This window comes from Streptomyces sp. NPDC026417 (genome assembly GCF_055567695.1).
In genome coordinates, this window is sequence record NZ_JBVHPY010000017.1 from 51,570 (window position 1) to 68,493 (window position 16,924).

12 protein-coding genes are annotated in these 16,924 nt (G+C 72.3%); 6 read left to right on the forward strand and 6 right to left on the reverse strand.

Annotated elements, in window-relative coordinates:
- Positions 1 to 108 precede the first annotated feature (108 nt).
- Complete coding sequence (locus ACZ4NT_RS25325; protein WP_467727761.1) at positions 109 to 855, forward strand: LolA-like protein; 747 nt, start codon at positions 109 to 111, stop codon at positions 853 to 855.
- A 53-nt stretch (positions 856 to 908) separates the two neighbouring features.
- Here ACZ4NT_RS25325 and ACZ4NT_RS25330 read toward each other — a convergent pair whose 3' ends face one another.
- On the reverse strand, positions 909 to 1,622 hold the full coding sequence (locus ACZ4NT_RS25330) for an HNH endonuclease family protein (RefSeq protein WP_121402485.1): 714 nt from the start codon (positions 1,620 to 1,622) through the stop codon (positions 909 to 911).
- A 159-nt stretch (positions 1,623 to 1,781) separates the two neighbouring features.
- Here ACZ4NT_RS25330 and ACZ4NT_RS25335 point away from each other — a divergent pair, with 159 nt between their 5' ends.
- On the forward strand, positions 1,782 to 1,961 hold the full coding sequence (locus ACZ4NT_RS25335) for an antitoxin (protein WP_121402484.1): 180 nt from the start codon (positions 1,782 to 1,784) through the stop codon (positions 1,959 to 1,961).
- 329 nt (positions 1,962 to 2,290) lie between these two features.
- Here ACZ4NT_RS25335 and ACZ4NT_RS25340 read toward each other — a convergent pair whose 3' ends face one another.
- Positions 2,291 to 3,223, reverse strand: coding sequence for an SCO6745 family protein (locus tag ACZ4NT_RS25340; RefSeq protein ID WP_467727764.1), 933 nt, complete (start codon positions 3,221 to 3,223; stop codon positions 2,291 to 2,293).
- A 107-nt stretch (positions 3,224 to 3,330) separates the two neighbouring features.
- Between ACZ4NT_RS25340 and ACZ4NT_RS25345 the strand changes: the two genes are divergently transcribed.
- On the forward strand, positions 3,331 to 3,915 hold the full coding sequence (locus ACZ4NT_RS25345; protein ID WP_121402483.1) for a TetR/AcrR family transcriptional regulator: 585 nt from the start codon (positions 3,331 to 3,333) through the stop codon (positions 3,913 to 3,915).
- Between the two features lie 425 nt (positions 3,916 to 4,340).
- On the opposite strand, the gene mfd is transcribed toward ACZ4NT_RS25345, so the two are convergent.
- The 3 genes from mfd to ACZ4NT_RS25360 form a co-directional block, all read right to left on the reverse strand.
- On the reverse strand, positions 4,341 to 7,871 hold the full coding sequence (gene mfd / locus ACZ4NT_RS25350; protein WP_467727766.1) for a transcription-repair coupling factor: 3,531 nt from the start codon (positions 7,869 to 7,871) through the stop codon (positions 4,341 to 4,343).
- Positions 7,872 to 8,340: 469 nt separating this feature from the next.
- Positions 8,341 to 10,905 (reverse strand): ABC transporter permease, encoded by a 2,565-nt coding sequence (locus tag ACZ4NT_RS25355; RefSeq protein ID WP_467727768.1) that lies wholly within the window; start codon positions 10,903 to 10,905, stop codon positions 8,341 to 8,343.
- The gene (locus ACZ4NT_RS25360) at positions 10,902 to 11,690 is read right to left on the reverse strand and encodes an ABC transporter ATP-binding protein (RefSeq protein WP_121402480.1); all 789 of its coding nucleotides are present in this window, start codon (positions 11,688 to 11,690) and stop codon (positions 10,902 to 10,904) included. The genes ACZ4NT_RS25355 and ACZ4NT_RS25360 overlap by 4 nt, the downstream gene beginning before the upstream one ends.
- A 456-nt stretch (positions 11,691 to 12,146) precedes the next feature.
- Between ACZ4NT_RS25360 and ACZ4NT_RS25365 the strand changes: the two genes are divergently transcribed.
- From ACZ4NT_RS25365 to ACZ4NT_RS25375, 3 genes are all read left to right on the forward strand, one after another.
- A complete protein-coding gene (locus ACZ4NT_RS25365; protein WP_121402479.1) occupies positions 12,147 to 13,670 on the forward strand; it encodes an MFS transporter in 1,524 nt (507 codons plus the stop codon).
- Between the two features lie 240 nt (positions 13,671 to 13,910).
- Positions 13,911 to 14,354 carry a DUF485 domain-containing protein gene (locus tag ACZ4NT_RS25370; RefSeq protein ID WP_121402478.1) on the forward strand — a complete coding sequence of 148 codons (444 nt, stop codon included), beginning with the start codon at positions 13,911 to 13,913 and terminating at the stop codon, positions 14,352 to 14,354.
- Complete coding sequence (locus ACZ4NT_RS25375; RefSeq protein ID WP_467727771.1) at positions 14,351 to 15,961, forward strand: sodium/solute symporter; 1,611 nt, start codon at positions 14,351 to 14,353, stop codon at positions 15,959 to 15,961. The genes ACZ4NT_RS25370 and ACZ4NT_RS25375 overlap by 4 nt, the downstream gene beginning before the upstream one ends.
- A gap of 25 nt (positions 15,962 to 15,986) precedes the next feature.
- Here ACZ4NT_RS25375 and ACZ4NT_RS25380 read toward each other — a convergent pair whose 3' ends face one another.
- A complete protein-coding gene (locus ACZ4NT_RS25380) occupies positions 15,987 to 16,856 on the reverse strand; it encodes a cellulose-binding protein (RefSeq protein ID WP_467727773.1) in 870 nt (289 codons plus the stop codon).
- Positions 16,857 to 16,924 lie beyond the last annotated feature (68 nt).

Sequence of the window (16,924 nt, forward strand, 5' to 3'; positions counted from 1 at the left end):
TCTGCTGTGATGGGGCTGTCGAACGGCGCCCGCGGTCGCCCGACTCAACGCGTCGCGTCGCGTCGGGTCCGCACGCCACCCACCCGTCTCTCATCCCGAGGAACTCCCATGCGTCGAAACGCACTTGCCGCTCTCTGCCTCGTTGCCGCGGCCACCGCGAGCCTCACCGGCTGCCTGTCCGGCGAGGACAAGGCGGACAGCAAGCCGAAGGGCCCGTTCGCCGGTCTGACCGGCGGCGAGATCGCCGACCGTGCGGTGAAGGCCACCAAGGGCGCGGAGTCGCTGCGCATGAAGGGGACCGTCCCGGACGACGAGAGCGGCGGCACCATCCGCATCGACATGGCCCTGAACAAGAAGGGCGACTGCGCCGGCACCCTGGGCCTCGGCGACCAGGGCGAGGCCGAGCTCATCAAGACCGGCGACACCATCTACATGAAGTACGACGAAGCCTTCCTGCGCGAACAGGGCGAGGGCGACTCGAAGGAGGAGACCGACGGCGTCGTGGACATGCTGGCGGGCAAGTGGACCAAGATGGCCGCCACCGGCTCGGACTCCAAGGACATCGCCGGCTTCTGCGACCTCGACACGGTGCTCGACGAGGCCGGCGACGTGAACTCCGACGCCACCCGGGGCAAGACGTCGTCCGTCGACGGCACTCCCGCGATCGTCCTGCACGAGAAGGACGGCAAGGACGTCAACACGGTCTACGTGGCGACCGAGGGCAAGCCGTACCTGCTGAAGATCGACAGCAAGTCCGCCAAGGACCCGGGCACGCTGACCTTCAGCGACTACAACAAGCCGGTCCCCGCCGAGGCCCCCACCGGCAAGGTCCTGGATCTGGACGAGCTCGGCTGAGGTCTTCGCCCCTCGGACCCGGACGGCACGAGGTCACCGGCGGACGACCGCACCTAGTCGGCGTGGAAGCGCTCCGGCGCCCGCGTCGGGTTGCCGCCCGAGGGGAGCTTCTGGCCGGGGCATCCCGTGAGGACCCGCTTCATGGCGGACTTCTCGGCGGCGGTGACCCAGAGCCCGTACTTCTTCTTCACGGCCACCTGGGCGGCGACGTAGGTGCAGCGGTAGCGCTTGTTCGGCGGGAGCCAGGTCGCCGTGTCGCCGTCACCCTTGCCGCGGTTGAGCCCGGCGTCGACGGCCAGGAGGTTGAGCGGGTCGTTGGCGAGGGCGATGCGCTTGCTCGCGTCCCATTTCTGGGCGCCCTTCTGCCAGGCGTCGGAGAGTGCGACCAGGTGGTCTATGTCCACCTGGCTCCGCCCGCGCGCGAACGTCACCCGCTTGTTGCTGTACGGATCCGGATCGAGGGTCCCCGACGCGACCTTGCACGTGCCGTCGCTGAACTTCACGTCCTCCAGGTCCCGTTTGAGGATGTCGTCCCGGGTGTCGCAGCGGTTCGAGTCCGTGTCGGCCCAGGCGCTGCCGAAGCGCTCCCGGTCGAACCCGGTCCTCGGCGCCCGCCCTTTCACGGTCAGGGAATCGACGGCGGTCAGGGCGGGGCCACCGCCCGCCGTGTCCTCGGGCCCGGCGACGCCCGCCGTCGGCTCCGTGCAGCCGCTGACGGCGAACAGCACCAGGACAGCCGCAGCCACCCCACCCCTCAGACGCGCCACGACGCCCCTCCCCTTGCCCTCCGGTGCCGCCCTGCGCAGGCGGTTCTCCCTGATCCCACCGTAGCGGCCGGGGGGTGTCGTCCCTACCGGGCCTCAACGGGCAAGCAGGGCATGCCGGGCGTATCGTCGAACGTGAGTCACCTCTGGAAGGAGCTCTGGATGGGCATCTTCGACAGGTTCAAGAGCCACGCGAAGGACAAGGGTCCGAACATGTCGGACGCCGCCGAGCGGGAGGCCAACAAGAGGACGGGCGACAAGTACACGGACCAGGTCGACAAGGCCCAGCAACAGGCCGAGGACCGCATGGGGATCCAGCGGGACAACCCCGACAGGCCGTAGTAGCCCGCACCGCTCGCGTGGAAGCGCGGCTCACGGACCCTCGTGGGACGACCCACGGCCGCCGCGGAACGACAGTGACCGGCGCCCCGGGGCACAGCAGCCCACGGAACCACCGTGAATCCGGAGGCCGTCCGGGAGATCCGTCTCCCCGGGCGGCTTCGTGCTGTGCGCGCGGTGCCGACCCCCGGCGCGGGTGTCGGTCCGGCGTGGGGCGCCCGTCCTGCGCGAGGTGGCAGCCACGGGCCCCCGGACCCGGTCGCCCCGGCACCCGAGACACCCGAGCGTCGGGAACCCGGGACCCGAGCGCCGCGGCTCCGGCAGTGGTGCCGTCACACCCGTCCGATGCCCAGCGTCGTCTCCGACGGCAGGAGCCCCGAAGCGAGGGCCGTGACCCAGAACTCGCCGAGCAGCTCGGCGAGTCGGGCGGTGGCCTCGGGACCCAGCGACCGCCAGGGCGCGGCGGCCAGTTCGTCCGTGTGCCGCTCGACGCGCCGGCGCAGCTCGTGGCCCGCCTCCGTGGCGGTGCCGTCCTCGGCGACGAGCCCGCGCCGCCCGAGCCGCCCCTGCGCGGCGGCCCACTCCTCGGCGCTCCAGCCGCGGCTGTCGAACCGCTCCCGGGAGGCCGCACCTGCCGCCGCGAACGACACCAGCGACTCCACCGGGTCCAGCCCGGCCACGAGGAGCGCCGCGAGGTGCCCGTCGCCGCGGTGCTCCCGCAGGACGGTCGCCGCGTGCCACAGCTGCAGGTGCGGAGCGTCGGGCCAGGCCAGCTCCGCGTTGGCCGCGGCCAGGGGGCGGCCCGCGGTGGTCACCGCCGCCGCGGCGCGGCGGGCGAGGGCGGCGGCCTCCGCCAGCTCGGGGGCGGCCGTGCGGGCACCGAATATCGCGCCGTAGGCCCGGTCGACGGCCCGCTGCCGCGCCGCCAGCACGTCCCGCGGACTCGCCGTGTCCCACGCGGTGTCCATGTGCCGGGCGACCATGCGGGGACTGAAGCTGTAGAAGGCGGACGTGACGCGCTCACTGCCGACGGCTCCCAGCGGGGCGGCGCGGAACGGGAAGTAGCTCGGCCACCGCTCCTCGGTCGCGAAGCCGAGCGCGCCGGCCTCCTCGAAGGTCTCCGGCGCGTAGTAGAACACCGCGTGCAGCGGCTCCAGCAGGTGCCACAGCTGCCGCACCCTGCCGAGGTCGACCTCCGCAACCCGCTCCGGCTCCCCCGTGACGGATCCGCCCCCCGCACGTGCCCCGCTGACGCTCTCCGACATGGCGTGCCTCCTCGTCGCGTCCCCCACCGGCTCAAAACTTGACACTGACAAGATTGCCCGCGGTCCGCTAACTTGTCAATGCCTAGATCCCGCGTACGCTGCTGTCCATGACCAGTCCCGAGTCCGACGACCGCCGCCGCTACCACCACGGGGATCTGCGGCGCGCGATCCTCGGTGCCGCCCTGGAGGTCATCGCGGCCGACGGGCCCGCCGCGCTGAGCCTGCGCGACCTGGCGCGCCGGGCCGGCGTCTCGCACGCGGCGCCCGCCCATCACTTCAAGGACCGCACGGGTCTGCTCACCGCGATCGCCGCCGAGGGCTTCGGGCTGCTGTCGGGCGCGCTCGCGGAGGCGGCCGACCTGCGGGACGCCGGTGTCCGCTACGTGCGGTTCGCGCGGGAGCATCCCGCGCACTTCCAGGTGATGTTCACGCCGGGGCTGCTGCGCGACGGGGACGTGGAGCTCACGACGGCCCGCGCGCTGGCCGGGGAGCGGCTGCGTGCCGCGGTGGCCGCGGTGCCGTCGGAGGGCCGGGGCGCCGACACCCGGCTGGCCGGGGTCGCCGCCTGGTCCCTGGCGCACGGCTTCGCGACGCTGCTGCTCGGGCACAACCTGGACGGCCCCGTCGGGGACCGGGACCCCGAGGAGGTCTTCCGCGAGCTGACCACGCTGCTGTTCCGGTCGGGCGGCTGACCGGGCGCGGCGGCACGCGCCCTCGGGGCACGCCGGCGCGCTCGTCCTCTTCCGGCGTACTCCCGCGCCGGGGATGCCGAAGCTGTGCCCCGCTCCCGCGTTCCCGCGCGGCGGGTCGGGGCTCGGCCCCGCCCGGTGTCGTCCGCGGGCGGGGAGTCCGGCCTCGCCCGGCTCTGTACGTGGGGGGAGCTCAGCCCCGCGGGTCCAGCCCCGGAGCCGCAGCCGAAGCCCCGAGCCGACACCGGGGGCCCCGGCCCGAAACCCGGGGCCCCGGCCCGAAGCCCCGAGCCGACACCCGGGGGCCAAGCCCGAGGCCGAACCCGCGAGCCCAGCCCAGCCAGGCCAGCCCAGCCCAGAAACGCGGGCCCAGCCCGAGCCCGGAGCTGAGCCCCATCAGCCGGAGTCGAGGCCGGAGTCGAGCCGGGCTACGAGCCCAGGATCGTCGTGAGGAACTCCCCGGTCCAGCCGAGCAGGTCCCGGCCGAGCAGGGGCTTCCCGCCGACCTTCGCCGTCTTCGGCCGGGGGACGAGGAGCTGGCGGGCGGTCGGTTTGATGACCGTGCCCGGGTGGAGCCGCTTGAGCCGCAGCTCCTGCGACTCGCGCAACTCCACGGGGGCGAAGCGGATGTTGGTGCCCTGCAGCACGATCTCGCCGACGCCGCACGCTCGGGCGAGCATCCGCAGGCCCGCGACCAGCAGCAGGTTCTCCACCGGCTCCGGCAACTTGCCGTACCGGTCGACCAGTTCCTCGCGCACCGCCTTGATGTCCTCCTCGGTGTTGGCGGAGGCGATGGCGCGGTACGCCTGCAGACGGAGCCGCTCGCCGGGCGCGTAGTCGTGCGGGACGTGCGCGTCGACCGGCAGCTCGATCTTGACCTCCAGCGGCGGCTCCTCCTCCACGCCCCCTTCGAGGGAGGCGCGGTAGTCCGCGACCGCCTCGCCCACCATGCGCACGTACAGGTCGAAGCCGACGCCCGCGATGTGGCCCGACTGCTCACCGCCGAGGAGGTTTCCGGCGCCGCGGATCTCCAGGTCCTTCATCGCCACGTACATGCCCGCGCCCATCTCCGTGTGCTGGGCGATGGTGGCGAGGCGCTCGTGGGCGGTCTCGGTGAGCGGCTTCTCCGGCGGATACAGGAAGTACGCGTAACCGCGCTCGCGGCCGCGGCCGACCCGGCCGCGCAGCTGGTGCAGCTGGGAGAGGCCGAAGTTGTCGCCGCGCTCCACGATCAGCGTGTTCGCGTTCGAGATGTCGATGCCGGACTCGACGATCGTCGTCGACACCAGTACGTCGAACTTCTTCTCCCAGAAGTCGACGACCACCTGCTCCAGCGCCTGCTCGCCCATCTGGCCGTGGGCCGTCGCGATGCGCGCCTCGGGGACGATCTCCCGCAGCCGCGCGGCGGCCCGGTCGATGGACTCGACGCGGTTGTGGATGTAGAAGACCTGTCCCTCACGCAGCAGTTCGCGACGGACGGCCGCGCCGATCTGCTTCTCCTCGTACGGCCCGACGAAGGTGAGCACCGGGTGGCGCTCCTCGGGCGGAGTGGTGATCGTCGACATCTCGCGGATGCCGGTGACGGCCATCTCCAGCGTGCGGGGGATGGGGGTGGCCGACATGGTCAGGACGTCGACGTTCGCGCGGAGCTTCTTCAGCTGCTCCTTGTGCTCGACGCCGAAGCGCTGCTCCTCGTCGACGATGACCAGGCCCAGGTCCTTGAACTTGGTCTCGGAGGAGAACAGGCGGTGGGTACCGATGACGATGTCCACCGAGCCGTCGCGCAGGCCCTCCAGGACCGCCTTCGCCTCGCCGTCCGTCTGGAAGCGGGACAGGGCGCGCACGTTCACCGGGAACTGCGCGTAGCGCTCGGAGAAGGTCCCGAAGTGCTGCTGGACGAGCAGCGTCGTCGGGACGAGCACGGCGACCTGCTTGCCGTCCTGCACCGCCTTGAACGCGGCCCGTACGGCGATCTCCGTCTTGCCGTACCCCACGTCGCCGCAGATCAGGCGGTCCATCGGGACCGTCTTCTCCATGTCCTCCTTGACCTCGGCGATGGTGGTCAGCTGGTCCGGGGTCTCCGCGTACGGGAAGGCGTCCTCCAGCTCGCGCTGCCAGGGGGTGTCCGGACCGAAGGCGTGGCCGGGGGCCGCCATCCGCGCCGAGTACAGCTTGATCAGGTCGGCCGCGATCTCCTTGACCGCCTTCTTGGCGCGCGCCTTGGTCTTCGTCCAGTCGGCGCCGCCGAGCCGGTGCAGCGTGGGCGCCTCGCCGCCGACGTACTTGGTGATCTGCTCCAGCTGGTCGGTGGGGATGTAGAGGCGGTCGCCGGGCTGGCCGCGCTTGGCGGGCGCGTACTCCACGACCAGGTACTCGCGGGTCGCGCCCTGGACGGTGCGCTGCACCATCTCGATGTACCGGCCCACGCCGTGCTGCTCGTGGACGATGTAGTCGCCCGCCTCCAGCGTGAGCGGATCGATCGTCTTGCGGCGGCGGGCCGGCATGCGCGCGCCGTCCTTGGTCGCCGACCGCTGCCCGGACAGGTCCGTCTCCGTCAGGACGGCGAGCTTGAGACGCGGGTCCACGAAGCCCTGGTCGATCGAGCCGCAGGAGACGTGGACGAGGGAGGGGCTGATGTCGGTGAGGTCGGTGTCGAGGCGGGCGGCGATGCCCTCGCCGCCGAGGACCTCGACGGTGCGGGCGGCCGGGCCGTGGCCCTCGGTGAGGAAGACCGTGCGCCAGCCGTCCGAGATCCAGCCCTTGGTGTCGGCGAGGGCGCGGGCGGTGTCGCCGCGGTAACTCTCGGGGGCGTGCATGCCCAGCTTGAGGGTGGCCGCGTCGAGTTCGTCGTCGGCGGCGAAGGGGCTCACCGACCACCACATCATGCCCAGTTCGCGGGCGCGCTCGCGGACGTCCGCGATGGACCAGAGCGAGGCGGCGTCGACGTCGATGGGGGCTTCGCCGCCGCCCGCGGTCGCCGCCCAGGACGCCTGCAGGAACTCCTGCGACGTCGCCACCAGGTCCGAGGCCCGGGTCCGCACCCGCTCGGGGTCGCAGACGACGGCCATCGAGCCCTGCGGCAGGACGTCGAGCAGCAGCTCCATGTCGTCCACCAGCACCGGGGCCAGGGACTCCATGCCCTCGACGGCGATGCCCTCGGCGATCTTGCCGAGGAGTTCGTCCAGCTCGGGGTGCTGCTCGGCGAGGGCGGCGGCCCGCTGCCGTACGTCGTCCGTGAGCAGCAGCTCGCGGCAGGGCGGGGCCCACAGGCCGTGGTCGGCGACCTCCAGGGAGCGCTGGTCGGCGATCTTGAAGTAGCGGATCTCCTCGATGTCGTCACCCCAGAACTCCACCCGGAGCGGGTGCTCCTCGGTGGGCGGGAAGACGTCGAGGATGCCGCCGCGGACGGCGAACTCGCCGCGCTTCTCGACGAGCTCGACACGGGAGTACGCGGCGGCGGCGAGGGCTTCGACGACCTCGCCCAGGTCGGCGCTCTCGCCGGTGCGCAGGGCGACGGGCTCCAGGTCGCCCAGGCCCTTGACCTGGGGCTGGAGCACGGAGCGGATGGGGGCCACGACGACGGAGACCGGGCCGGTCTCGGGGTCGTCCGGCCTCGGGTGCGCCAGGCGGCGCAGCACGGCGAGACGGCGGCCGACGGTGTCGCTGCGGGGGGAGAGCCGCTCGTGCGGGAGCGTCTCCCAGGACGGGTAGTCCACGACGCCGTCGGGCGGCAGGAGGGAGCGCAGCGCGGCGGCCAGGTCCTCGGCCTCACGGCCGGTCGCCGTCACCGCCAGCACGGTGCGGCCGGTCTCGCGCGCCAGGGCCGCCACCGCGAAGGGGCGGGCGGCGGGCGGGCCGACCAGGTCGACGTGCATGCGGTTGTGGTCGGCTGCGGCCTTCACCGCTTCCGCGAGTGCGGCGTCCTTGACGACGGCGTCGAGCAGACCGTGCAGGCTCATGAAAGGCAATCCCGTCCGGGGGTGGGCAACGCGAAGCGCCCGGCACGAGGTCTGGCCGGGGGCCTCCAGCGTACGTCGGTGAGACCGGCGGTGCCGTGCCTGTGGACGACGGCCCCGGCCTCGGGGTCCCGACGCCGGTTCCCCGTCCCGCGAGGCTTTCGCGTCCCCCGGTGGGGCTGTTCCCCCCGGCGGGGTTCTGGGTCCGGTTCTGCGTCCCCCGGTGAGGGCTGAGGTCCCTGGGGGCTGCGCCCCCGGATCCCCGTCGCGCTGCGCGCTCGTCCTCAAACGCCGGACGGGCTGAGATATGCCCCTCGAACGCCGACGGGCTGAAAGCCCCCCTCACCGGAGGGGCTGATATGCCCCGCGTCCTCGGGCTGGGCAGCACGAAGGCAGCCCGGCCCGGTCCCGGGGAGCCGTGGCTCTCCTGGACCGGGCCGGGCCCGTCCCCCGTGACCCCCGTCCGCGGGGGCTACTCGGTGGCGATGGCGTTGAGGACGTTCATGCGGCCCGCGCGGAACGCCGGGACCAGCGCGGCGAAGAGGCCGACGAAGGCGGAGCCGATGAAGACGCCGATGATGGTCGGCCAGGGGATGTCCAGGACGTTCAGGCCCTCCAGCGCGAGGAGCTTCTGGGCGGTGGCGCCCCAGCCCATGCCGAGGCCGAGGCCGAGGAGGGCGCCGAAGAGGGCGATGACGACGGACTCCAGGCGGATCATGCGGCGCAGCTGGCGGCGGGAGAGGCCGATGGCGCGCATCAGGCCGATCTCGCGGGTGCGCTCGACGACCGACAGGGCCAGGGTGTTCACGACGCCGAGGACCGCGACGATGATCGCCAGGGCCAGCAGGCCGTAGACCATGTTGAGGAGCTGGCCGACCTGGTCCTTCAGTTCCTGCTTGAAGTCCGTCTGGTCGCGGACCTGGTACTGCGGGTACGGCTCCATGGACTTCTTGAGCGCCGCGTACGCCTGCTTCTCCTTGCCCTCCTGGGCGGAGGCGAACATGATCTCGTTCGGCGGGATCCGGTCCGCGGGGAGGTACTTCTTCATCGTCGCGAGGCTCAGGTAGCGGGCGCCCTGGTCGATGGAGGTGTCGTCGTCCGTGATGGCGGCGACCTTCAGGCGGGCCGTCTCGCCGCCCTTGAAGGCGACGGTCAGGGTGTCGCCGACCTTGACGTGGTGCTTGGTCGCGTAGTCGGAGCCGACCGACATGGCGTCCTTGCCGTAGGCGGCCTTCAGCGTCCCGGCGGTGGTCTCGCGGCGCAGGTCGTTCGCGTAGGAGGGGTCGGCCGCGGTGACTCCGTCGGTGTCGGCCTTGCCGTCCGGGGAGGTCAGGGTCGCTTCGAGCGTCTTGTAGCGGGTGACGTGCTCCAGGCCGGGCGTGGACTCCATGGCCTTCTCGGCCTGGGGCACGATCCGCTGGTTGCCCTGGACGATGAAGTCCGCGCCGACCGACTTGTCGAGCTCCTGGGTGGCCGAGGCCACCATGGACGAGCCGACCACGGACAGGCAGGCGACCAGGGCGAGGCCGATCATCAGGGCCGCGCCGGTGGCGCCGGTGCGCCGCGGGTTGCGCAGCGCGTTGCGCTCGGCCATCCGGCCGACGGGTCCGAAGGCGCGCAGCAGCACCGCGCTGATCACCCGGACCACACCGCCCGCGAGCAGCGGACCGATGACCACGAACCCGATGAGGGTCAGCACCACGCCCGCGCCGAGGACCAGGGAGCCCTCACTCGCCTTGTCCGCGGTGGCCGCCGTGTAGAGCGCGAACGCGCCGGCGCCGGTGAGGACGAGGCCGATCAGGCCGCGGACGAGTCCCGCCCGGCCGTCGGCGGGCGTCCCGGCGTCGCGGAGGGCGGCCATCGGGGAGACCTTGCCCGCGCGGCGGGCGGGGAGGTAGGCGGCGAGGACGGTGACGACGACGCCGAGGACCAGGCCGGCCACAGGAGTGGTGGTCTTCACCGTCAGGTCGGAGGTCGAGAGGTTCATGCCCATGGACGACATGAGCTTCATCAGGCCGACGGCGATGCCGACGCCCGCGCCGACCCCGAGGATCGAACCGACGACGCCGAGCAGCAGGGCCTCGACGAGCACGGACCGGTTGACCTGCCGGCGGGAGGAACCGATCGCCCGCATCAGGCCGATCTCGCGGGTGCGCTGGGCCACCAGCATCGAGAAGGTGTTGATGATCAGGAAGATGCCGACCAGGAACGCGATACCGGCGAAGCCGAGCATGGCGTACTTGATGACACCCATGAACGAGTCGACGTCCGAGCGGTTCTCGTCCGCGGTCTCCTTATGCGTCTGCACCTTGTAGGTGCCGTCGAGGGAGGAGACGACGTTCTTCTTCAGCTGCGCGTCGGTGACACCGGACGCGGCCGTCAGGTTGATGTGGGTGAACCGCCCGGTCTCGCCGAGCAGTTCGCGCTGGGCGGTGGCGGTGTCGAAGTAGACGACGGCGGCACCGGGGTTGGTCACGGTGAAGGAGGCGATGCCGACGATCCTCGCCTTGAAGTCGCCGGTGACCGCGATGGTGCGCAGTTCGTCGCCCATGCCGAGGTGGTGCTTGTCGGCGGTGTCGGCGTCGACCATCACCTCGGTCGGGCCGCGGGGCGCGTGCCCTTCGGTGATCTCCATCGACCGCAGGTCGTTCTTCGTCCAGTTGCCTGCGATCGTGGGGCCGCCGTTGGTGGAGCCCATGTTCTCGTTGTGGCTGTCGACGACCGTCACATTCATCGAACTGACGGCGCCTTCGGCGGACTTGACGCCCTGCGCCTGCTTCGCCTCGGCCAGCACCGAGGCCGGCATCGACTCGGGCCTGCCGTTCTGGGGGGTGTCGTCGCTCTTCGCGCCCTTCGGCGTGACGGTCACGTCGGAGGAGGTGGCGGCGAAGAGCTTGTCGAACGTCGTGTTCATCGTGTCGGTGAACACCAGCGTGCCGCAGACGAAGGCCACGGACAGCAGGACCGCGACGGCCGACAGGGCCATGCGCCCCTTGTGCGCGAGGAAGTTGCGCATCGAGGTCTTGACGACGGTCATGACGTACGCCCCCGGGCGTCGAAGTCCTTCATGCGGTCCAGGACGGCTTCCGCGGTGGGCCGGAGCATCTCGTCGACGATGCGGCCGTCCGCCAGGTACAGCACCCGGTCCGCGTACGAGGCCGCCACCGGGTCGTGCGTGACCATCACGATGGTCTGGCCGAGCTCGTCGACGGAACGGCGCAGGAAGCCCAGCACCTCGGCGCCGGCCCGGGAGTCGAGGTTTCCGGTCGGCTCGTCACCGAAGATGATCTCGGGGCGGGCGGCGAGGGCACGGGCCACCGCGACGCGCTGCTGCTGGCCGCCGGAGAGCTGGGTCGGCCGGTGCTTGAGACGCTCGCCGAGGCCGACCGTCTCGACGACCTGACTCAGCCACGCCTTGTCCGGCTTGCGCCCGGCGATGTCCATCGGCAGCGTGATGTTCTCCAGCGCGTTCAGCGTCGGCAGCAGGTTGAACGCCTGGAAGATGAAGCCGATGCGGTCGCGGCGCAGCTGGGTGAGCTTCTTGTCCTTGAGGCCGGTGATCTCCGTCTCGTCCAGGAAGATCTGCCCGGACGTGACGGTGTCGAGACCGGCGAGGCAGTGCATCAGCGTGGACTTGCCGGAGCCCGACGGGCCCATGATCGCGGTGAACCGGCCCCGCTCGATGTCCACGTCGACGTGGTCCAGGGCGACGACGCGGGTCTCCCCGGACCCGTACGCCTTCACGACCTGCCGCGCCCGGGCGGCAACGGCCGTACGCCCTCCAGTGCCCCCGTGCCTGGGAATGGTCACAGCCGTTGTCACGGTAAGTCTCCTATGTCGGTCGGTCGTTGAGCGCAGCGGTGCCGCGTCGGATCGCGGTGCCGCGGGCCGGATCCGGTGGTGCGGTGGACCCGGTGCTCGGTACGTGGATCAGTCTGGTGGCGGGAGGGGGTCGGGCGCGCTGGTGCGCAGCGCACTCTTCACCTGGGGAAAACCCCACCCCCACAGGTGCGGTCCGCAGGACCCGAGCGGGTCCCGGACCGCTCCCCAGCGGCGTAAAGCCAGGTTAAGGACGGGGACCGCCCGGTCTCGTCCTCCGGCGGGACGAACCCTCCCCGAGCCCTGGTACGGAGGAACCCCTAGGGGGACTCCACCCTTCGGTGGACTCCGTCTCGGGGTCGTCTCCACCCCTGGGCCCGTTCAGCGTCCACCCTGCCGTCGCGCGAGGGTCAAGTGAGAAGGTGGCGGCGGCGGACAGGTGCAGGCGGAAGGAATCCAGTGGGCCAGGGGGACACGCACACACCGGCCGCGCGGGCCGGGGCGCCGGCGGACGGCCGGAGCGAGACCCGGCGGCGCCGGGCGGTCGTCGCGGCGCTGATGCTCGCGATGGCGCTCGCCGCCCTCGACGCCACCGTCGTGTCCACCGCCGTGCCGCAGATCGTCGGCGACCTCGGCGGCTTCTCCGTCTTCTCGTGGCTGTTCTCGGGCTACCTGCTGGCCGTGACCGTCACCCTGCCCGTGTACGGCAAGCTGTCCGACACCTTCGGTCGCAAGCCGGTGCTGATCGCCGGCGCCGTCCTCTTCCTGCTCGGCTCGCTGCTCTGCGCCGGGGCGTGGAACATGGCCGCGCTGATCGCCTTCCGGGTCGTGCAGGGCCTGGGCGGCGGTGCCCTGCAGGGCACGGTCCAGACGCTCGCCGCCGACCTGTACCCGCTGGCGGAGCGCCCGAAGATCCAGGCCCGGCTGTCCACCGTGTGGGCGACGTCGGCGGTCGCGGGGCCCGCGCTGGGCGGACTCCTCGCGGCGTACGCGGACTGGCGCTGGATCTTCCTCGTCAACCTGCCGATCGGCGCGGTCGCGCTGTGGCTGATCGTGCGTCACCTTAACGAGCCGCAGCGTGTGGCCCGCCGGGAGCGGCCGCGGATCGACTGGGCGGGTGCGCTGGCCGTCTTCGCCTGCGGCGGGGTGCTGCTGATGGCCCTGGTGCAGGGCGGCGTGGCGTGGGCCTGGCTGTCGGCGCCCTCCCTCGCGCTGTTCGGCACCGGGTTCGCGCTGGTGGCGGTCGTGGTGGCCGTCGAGCGGCGGGCCGCGGAGCCGATCATCCCCGGGTGGGTCTGGCGGCGGCGGACCATCGCCGCGGTCAATCTGGCGCTCGGCGCGCTGGGGCTGCTCATGGTCGCCCCGACCGTCTTCCTGCCGACGTACGCCCAGGCGGTGCTCGGCCTGACGCCCGTCGCCGCCGGATTCGTGCTGTCGGTGTGGACGTTGAGCTGGCCGGTGTCGGCGGCCCTCAGCCAGCACGTGTACCGGCGGATCGGCTTCCGCAACACCGCGATGCTGGGCATCGGCGCGGCGGCCCTGCTGCTGCTCGCCTTCCCCTTCCTGCCCTACCCGGGACGGCCGTGGCAGCCGGCGCTGCTGATGCTCCTCCTCGGCGGTGCGCTCGGCCTCTTCCAGCTCCCGCTGCTCATCGGGGTCCAGTCGACCGTCGGCTGGGAGGAACGCGGCACGACGACCGCGTCCGTCCTGTTCTGCCGCCAGACCGGGCAGACGGTCGGTGCGGCCGTGTTCGGCGCCGTCGCGAACGGAGTGCTCGCCGCGCGGCTCGGCGGCGCGGGGGATCTCGACTCGGTGACCCGCGCGCTGGACTCCGGCGCCACCGACGCCCGGCTGCGCGGGGCCGTCGCCGCCGCGGTCCACTCCGTCTACCTCGGCGCGGCCTGCGCGGCGGCCCTGGCCTTCCTGGTCCTGCTGCTGGTGGCGCCGAGACGGTTCCCGGTGCTGGAGAAGTCCGGCGACTGACCCCGGCCCGCGCGGCCGAGGCGCCGCTCCTCACACCGCCGTCACACCCGCCCCACAGCATCCGCACGTGTGAACGGGCAGGTTAACGCGGGTAACACCGCAGGTCACCGAATTGAGCACGTACCGACCGCTCAGTTCGCGGAAACTGCCTCGCGCACCCGATACCTGCGAGTAGCGTGCCTCGCTCACCCCCCGCTCCCTGCGGTCCGCACGGACCCGAGCCGCGCAAGGAGAAACGGGATGCCTGACGCGTTCTCGTTCCCCGAGTACCAACCGAGTCAACAGTCCCCGTACAACTCGTCCCCGTCGTACGCCACCTATCCCTGGGAGCCGCCACCGGCCGAGCCCGACAGACCACGCCGGCCGCGCCACCACGCCCTCGGGCAGCACAGCGACATCCGCCGGCTGCGCAGCGCCTACCGGTGGCAGCGCCGCGTGGCCACGCTCACCGCGCTCGGCTACTTCGTGCTCTTCCTCCTCTTCTCCGCGTTCGCCCCCGCGCTGATGACGAGCCGCGTCTCCGGCGGACTGTCCGTCGGACTGCTGCTGGGCGTACTCCAGGTCCCGGTGACCTGCCTCGCGATCTGGCTGTACGAGCACACGGCACGCCGCCGCGTCGACCCGATCGCCGACCGGATCCGCAAGCAGTCCGAACTGGACGTCAGGCGAGAGGCGTCCCGATGACCGGGTTCAGCAGTTCCGCGCAGGCGATGTCCCTCGTGGCGTTCACCGCCGTCGCCACCATCACGCTGCTGCTGTGCGTAATGACCGGCCCCGACCGGGACGATCTCGACGAGTTCTACACCGGATACGGCTCGCTCTCCCCGATGCGCAACGGCCTGGCCATCGCCGGGGACTACATCTCCGCGGCGACCGTCCTCGGCACCGGCGGCGTCATCGCGCTCGCCGGCTACGACGGGGTCGTCCTCGCCCTGAGTACCGCACTGTCCCTGATGCTGCTGATGTTCCTGCTGGCCGAACCCCTGCGCAACGCGGGCCGGTTCACCATGGGCGACGCGTTCGCGCGGCGGATGCCGGGCCGCGCGGTGCGCATCACCGCCTGCGCCGCGACCATCGCCGCGCTGCTCCCGCTGATGCTGGTCCAGCTGGCGGGCACCGGGGATCTGCTGGCGTTCCTCCTGGGGTTCTCCAACGACTCCCTCAAGACGGGCTGCGTCATCGGGCTCGGCGTCCTGATGATCAGCTACGCGGCCATCGGCGGCATGAAGGGCACCGCCCTCATCCAGATCATGAAGATCGTGATGCTGCTGGGCTCCGGCGCCGTCGTCGCCGTCCTCATCATGAGCCGGTTCGACTGGAGTCCCGGCGCCCTGCTGGACGCCGCCGCCCGGGGCAGCGGCGCGGGACCGGCCTTCCTGCAGTCGGGTCTGCAGTTCGCCGGCGGCCCCAGTCCCCGCCTGGACATGATCAGCGCCGAGCTGACCGTCGTCCTCGGCGGGGCCTGCCTGCCGCACATCACCATGCGCATGTACACCGCCAACAGCGCCCGCCAGGTGCGCCGTTCACTGTCCTGGGCGGTGCCCGCCGTGGCGCTCTTCGTGCTGGTCATCTCCGTCGTCGGGTTCGGCGCGACGGCACTGATCGGGCGCGAGACGATCGCGGGCGCCGACCCGCAGGGCAACACGGCCTATCTGCTGGGCGCCCGCGCCGCGTTCGGCTCCGGCGTCTCCACCGCGGAGACCCTGCTGTTCACGGCGGTCACCACGGCGATCTTCCTGACGGTGCTCGCCTCGGTGGCCGGGATGATCCTGGCCTGCGCCAACTCCCTCGCGCACGACGTGTTCGCGGCGCGCGTGCAGGAGATGACTCCGCGCCGCGAGATGACCGTCGCCCGGCTCTCCGCACTCGCGGTGGGCGCGCCGGCGATCCTGCTGGCCACCCTCGTCCAGCACCACAGCCTGCAGCCCCTGGTCACCCTGTCGTTCTGCCTGGGCGCGTCCGCCATAGCGCCCGCGCTGGTCTACAGCCTCTTCTGGCGCCGCTACACCCGGGCCGGCCTGATGTGCACCCTCATCGGGGGCACGCTGACGGTCCTCGTCCTGATGACCGGCACCAACCTGGTCTCCGGCTCCCCCGGTTCGGCGTTCCCGGAAGCGGACTTCAACTGGTTCCCGTTCACCACGACCGGCATCCTCTCCATCCCGCTGGGCTTCGCCTACGGCTGGCTGGGGACGGTGGTCTCCGGGCGCCGGAAGGCGGAGGAGCAGCGCCGGCAGTACGAGGCGGTGGAGGGCTGGATCCTGGCCGGCGCCGTCCGCCGCACCGACTGAGGTCGGGCGGGCACCGGCCGGGACGTCACTCGACCGGTGCCCGCCCCGTCAGCGCCATCAGCTTGCCGCGTACGTGGTCCATCTGGGCGCGGACGTCGTCCCACCGCTCGCCGTGCTCCCGCAGGATCCGCTCGGTCTCGCGGGCGACGGCGTCCGCGCGGGCCCTGGCCTCGGCGAGCACCTCGGCCGCACGCACCTCCGCGGCCGCCTGGACCTGCCGTACGGACTCCTCGGCCTCGGCCGACTCCCGCGCCGCCGCGGCCAGACGGGCCTCGGCGCGGGCCAAGAGCTCCTCGTGGTACGCGTCGAGTTCCGCCGCCCGGTCCGCGGCCGCCCGCTCGGCCTCCTCGACGCGCAGCGCCTGCTGCCGCTCCTGCTCGACGAGCAGCCGCTCCGTGCGCCCCCTGACCTCCCGCAGCCCGGCCAGCGTCTCGCCGCGGCCCTCCTTCAGGCCGCGGCGGGCCGAGATGCGCAGCTCGTCGGCCTCGGCACGGGCCGCCTGCAGCCGCCGGGCCACCTGCTCCTCGGTCCCGGCGCGGACCGCCTCGGCGTAGGCCTCGGCGTCCGCACGCAGTCGCCGGCCCGCCTCCTCGGCGTCCTCGGCCTCCCGCCGGGCCTCACGACGGGCCCGCTCGCGCACCGCCTCGGCCTCCTCGCGGACGAGCGCGAACAGCCGCTGCGCGCCCTCGCCGAGCGTCTCGTACGTCTGCGGCGCGAGACCGGCGACGATCTCGCACAGGTCCTCTGCGTCGGCCTCCATGTCCCGGGCCAGCACGGTCAGCCGGGCGGCCCGCTCCCAGGCGGCGTCACGGTCCTGCGAGAGCGCCGTGGCGAACGCGTCGACCTGCTCGGGACGGTAGCCGCGCCGCACGGCCACGAAGCCGTGCGGCGACACCGGAGCACTGCTCCTCCTGTCACACCCCTCCGCCAGACAAAAGCGAAAGAAGGAGTGTTTTTGCGCAC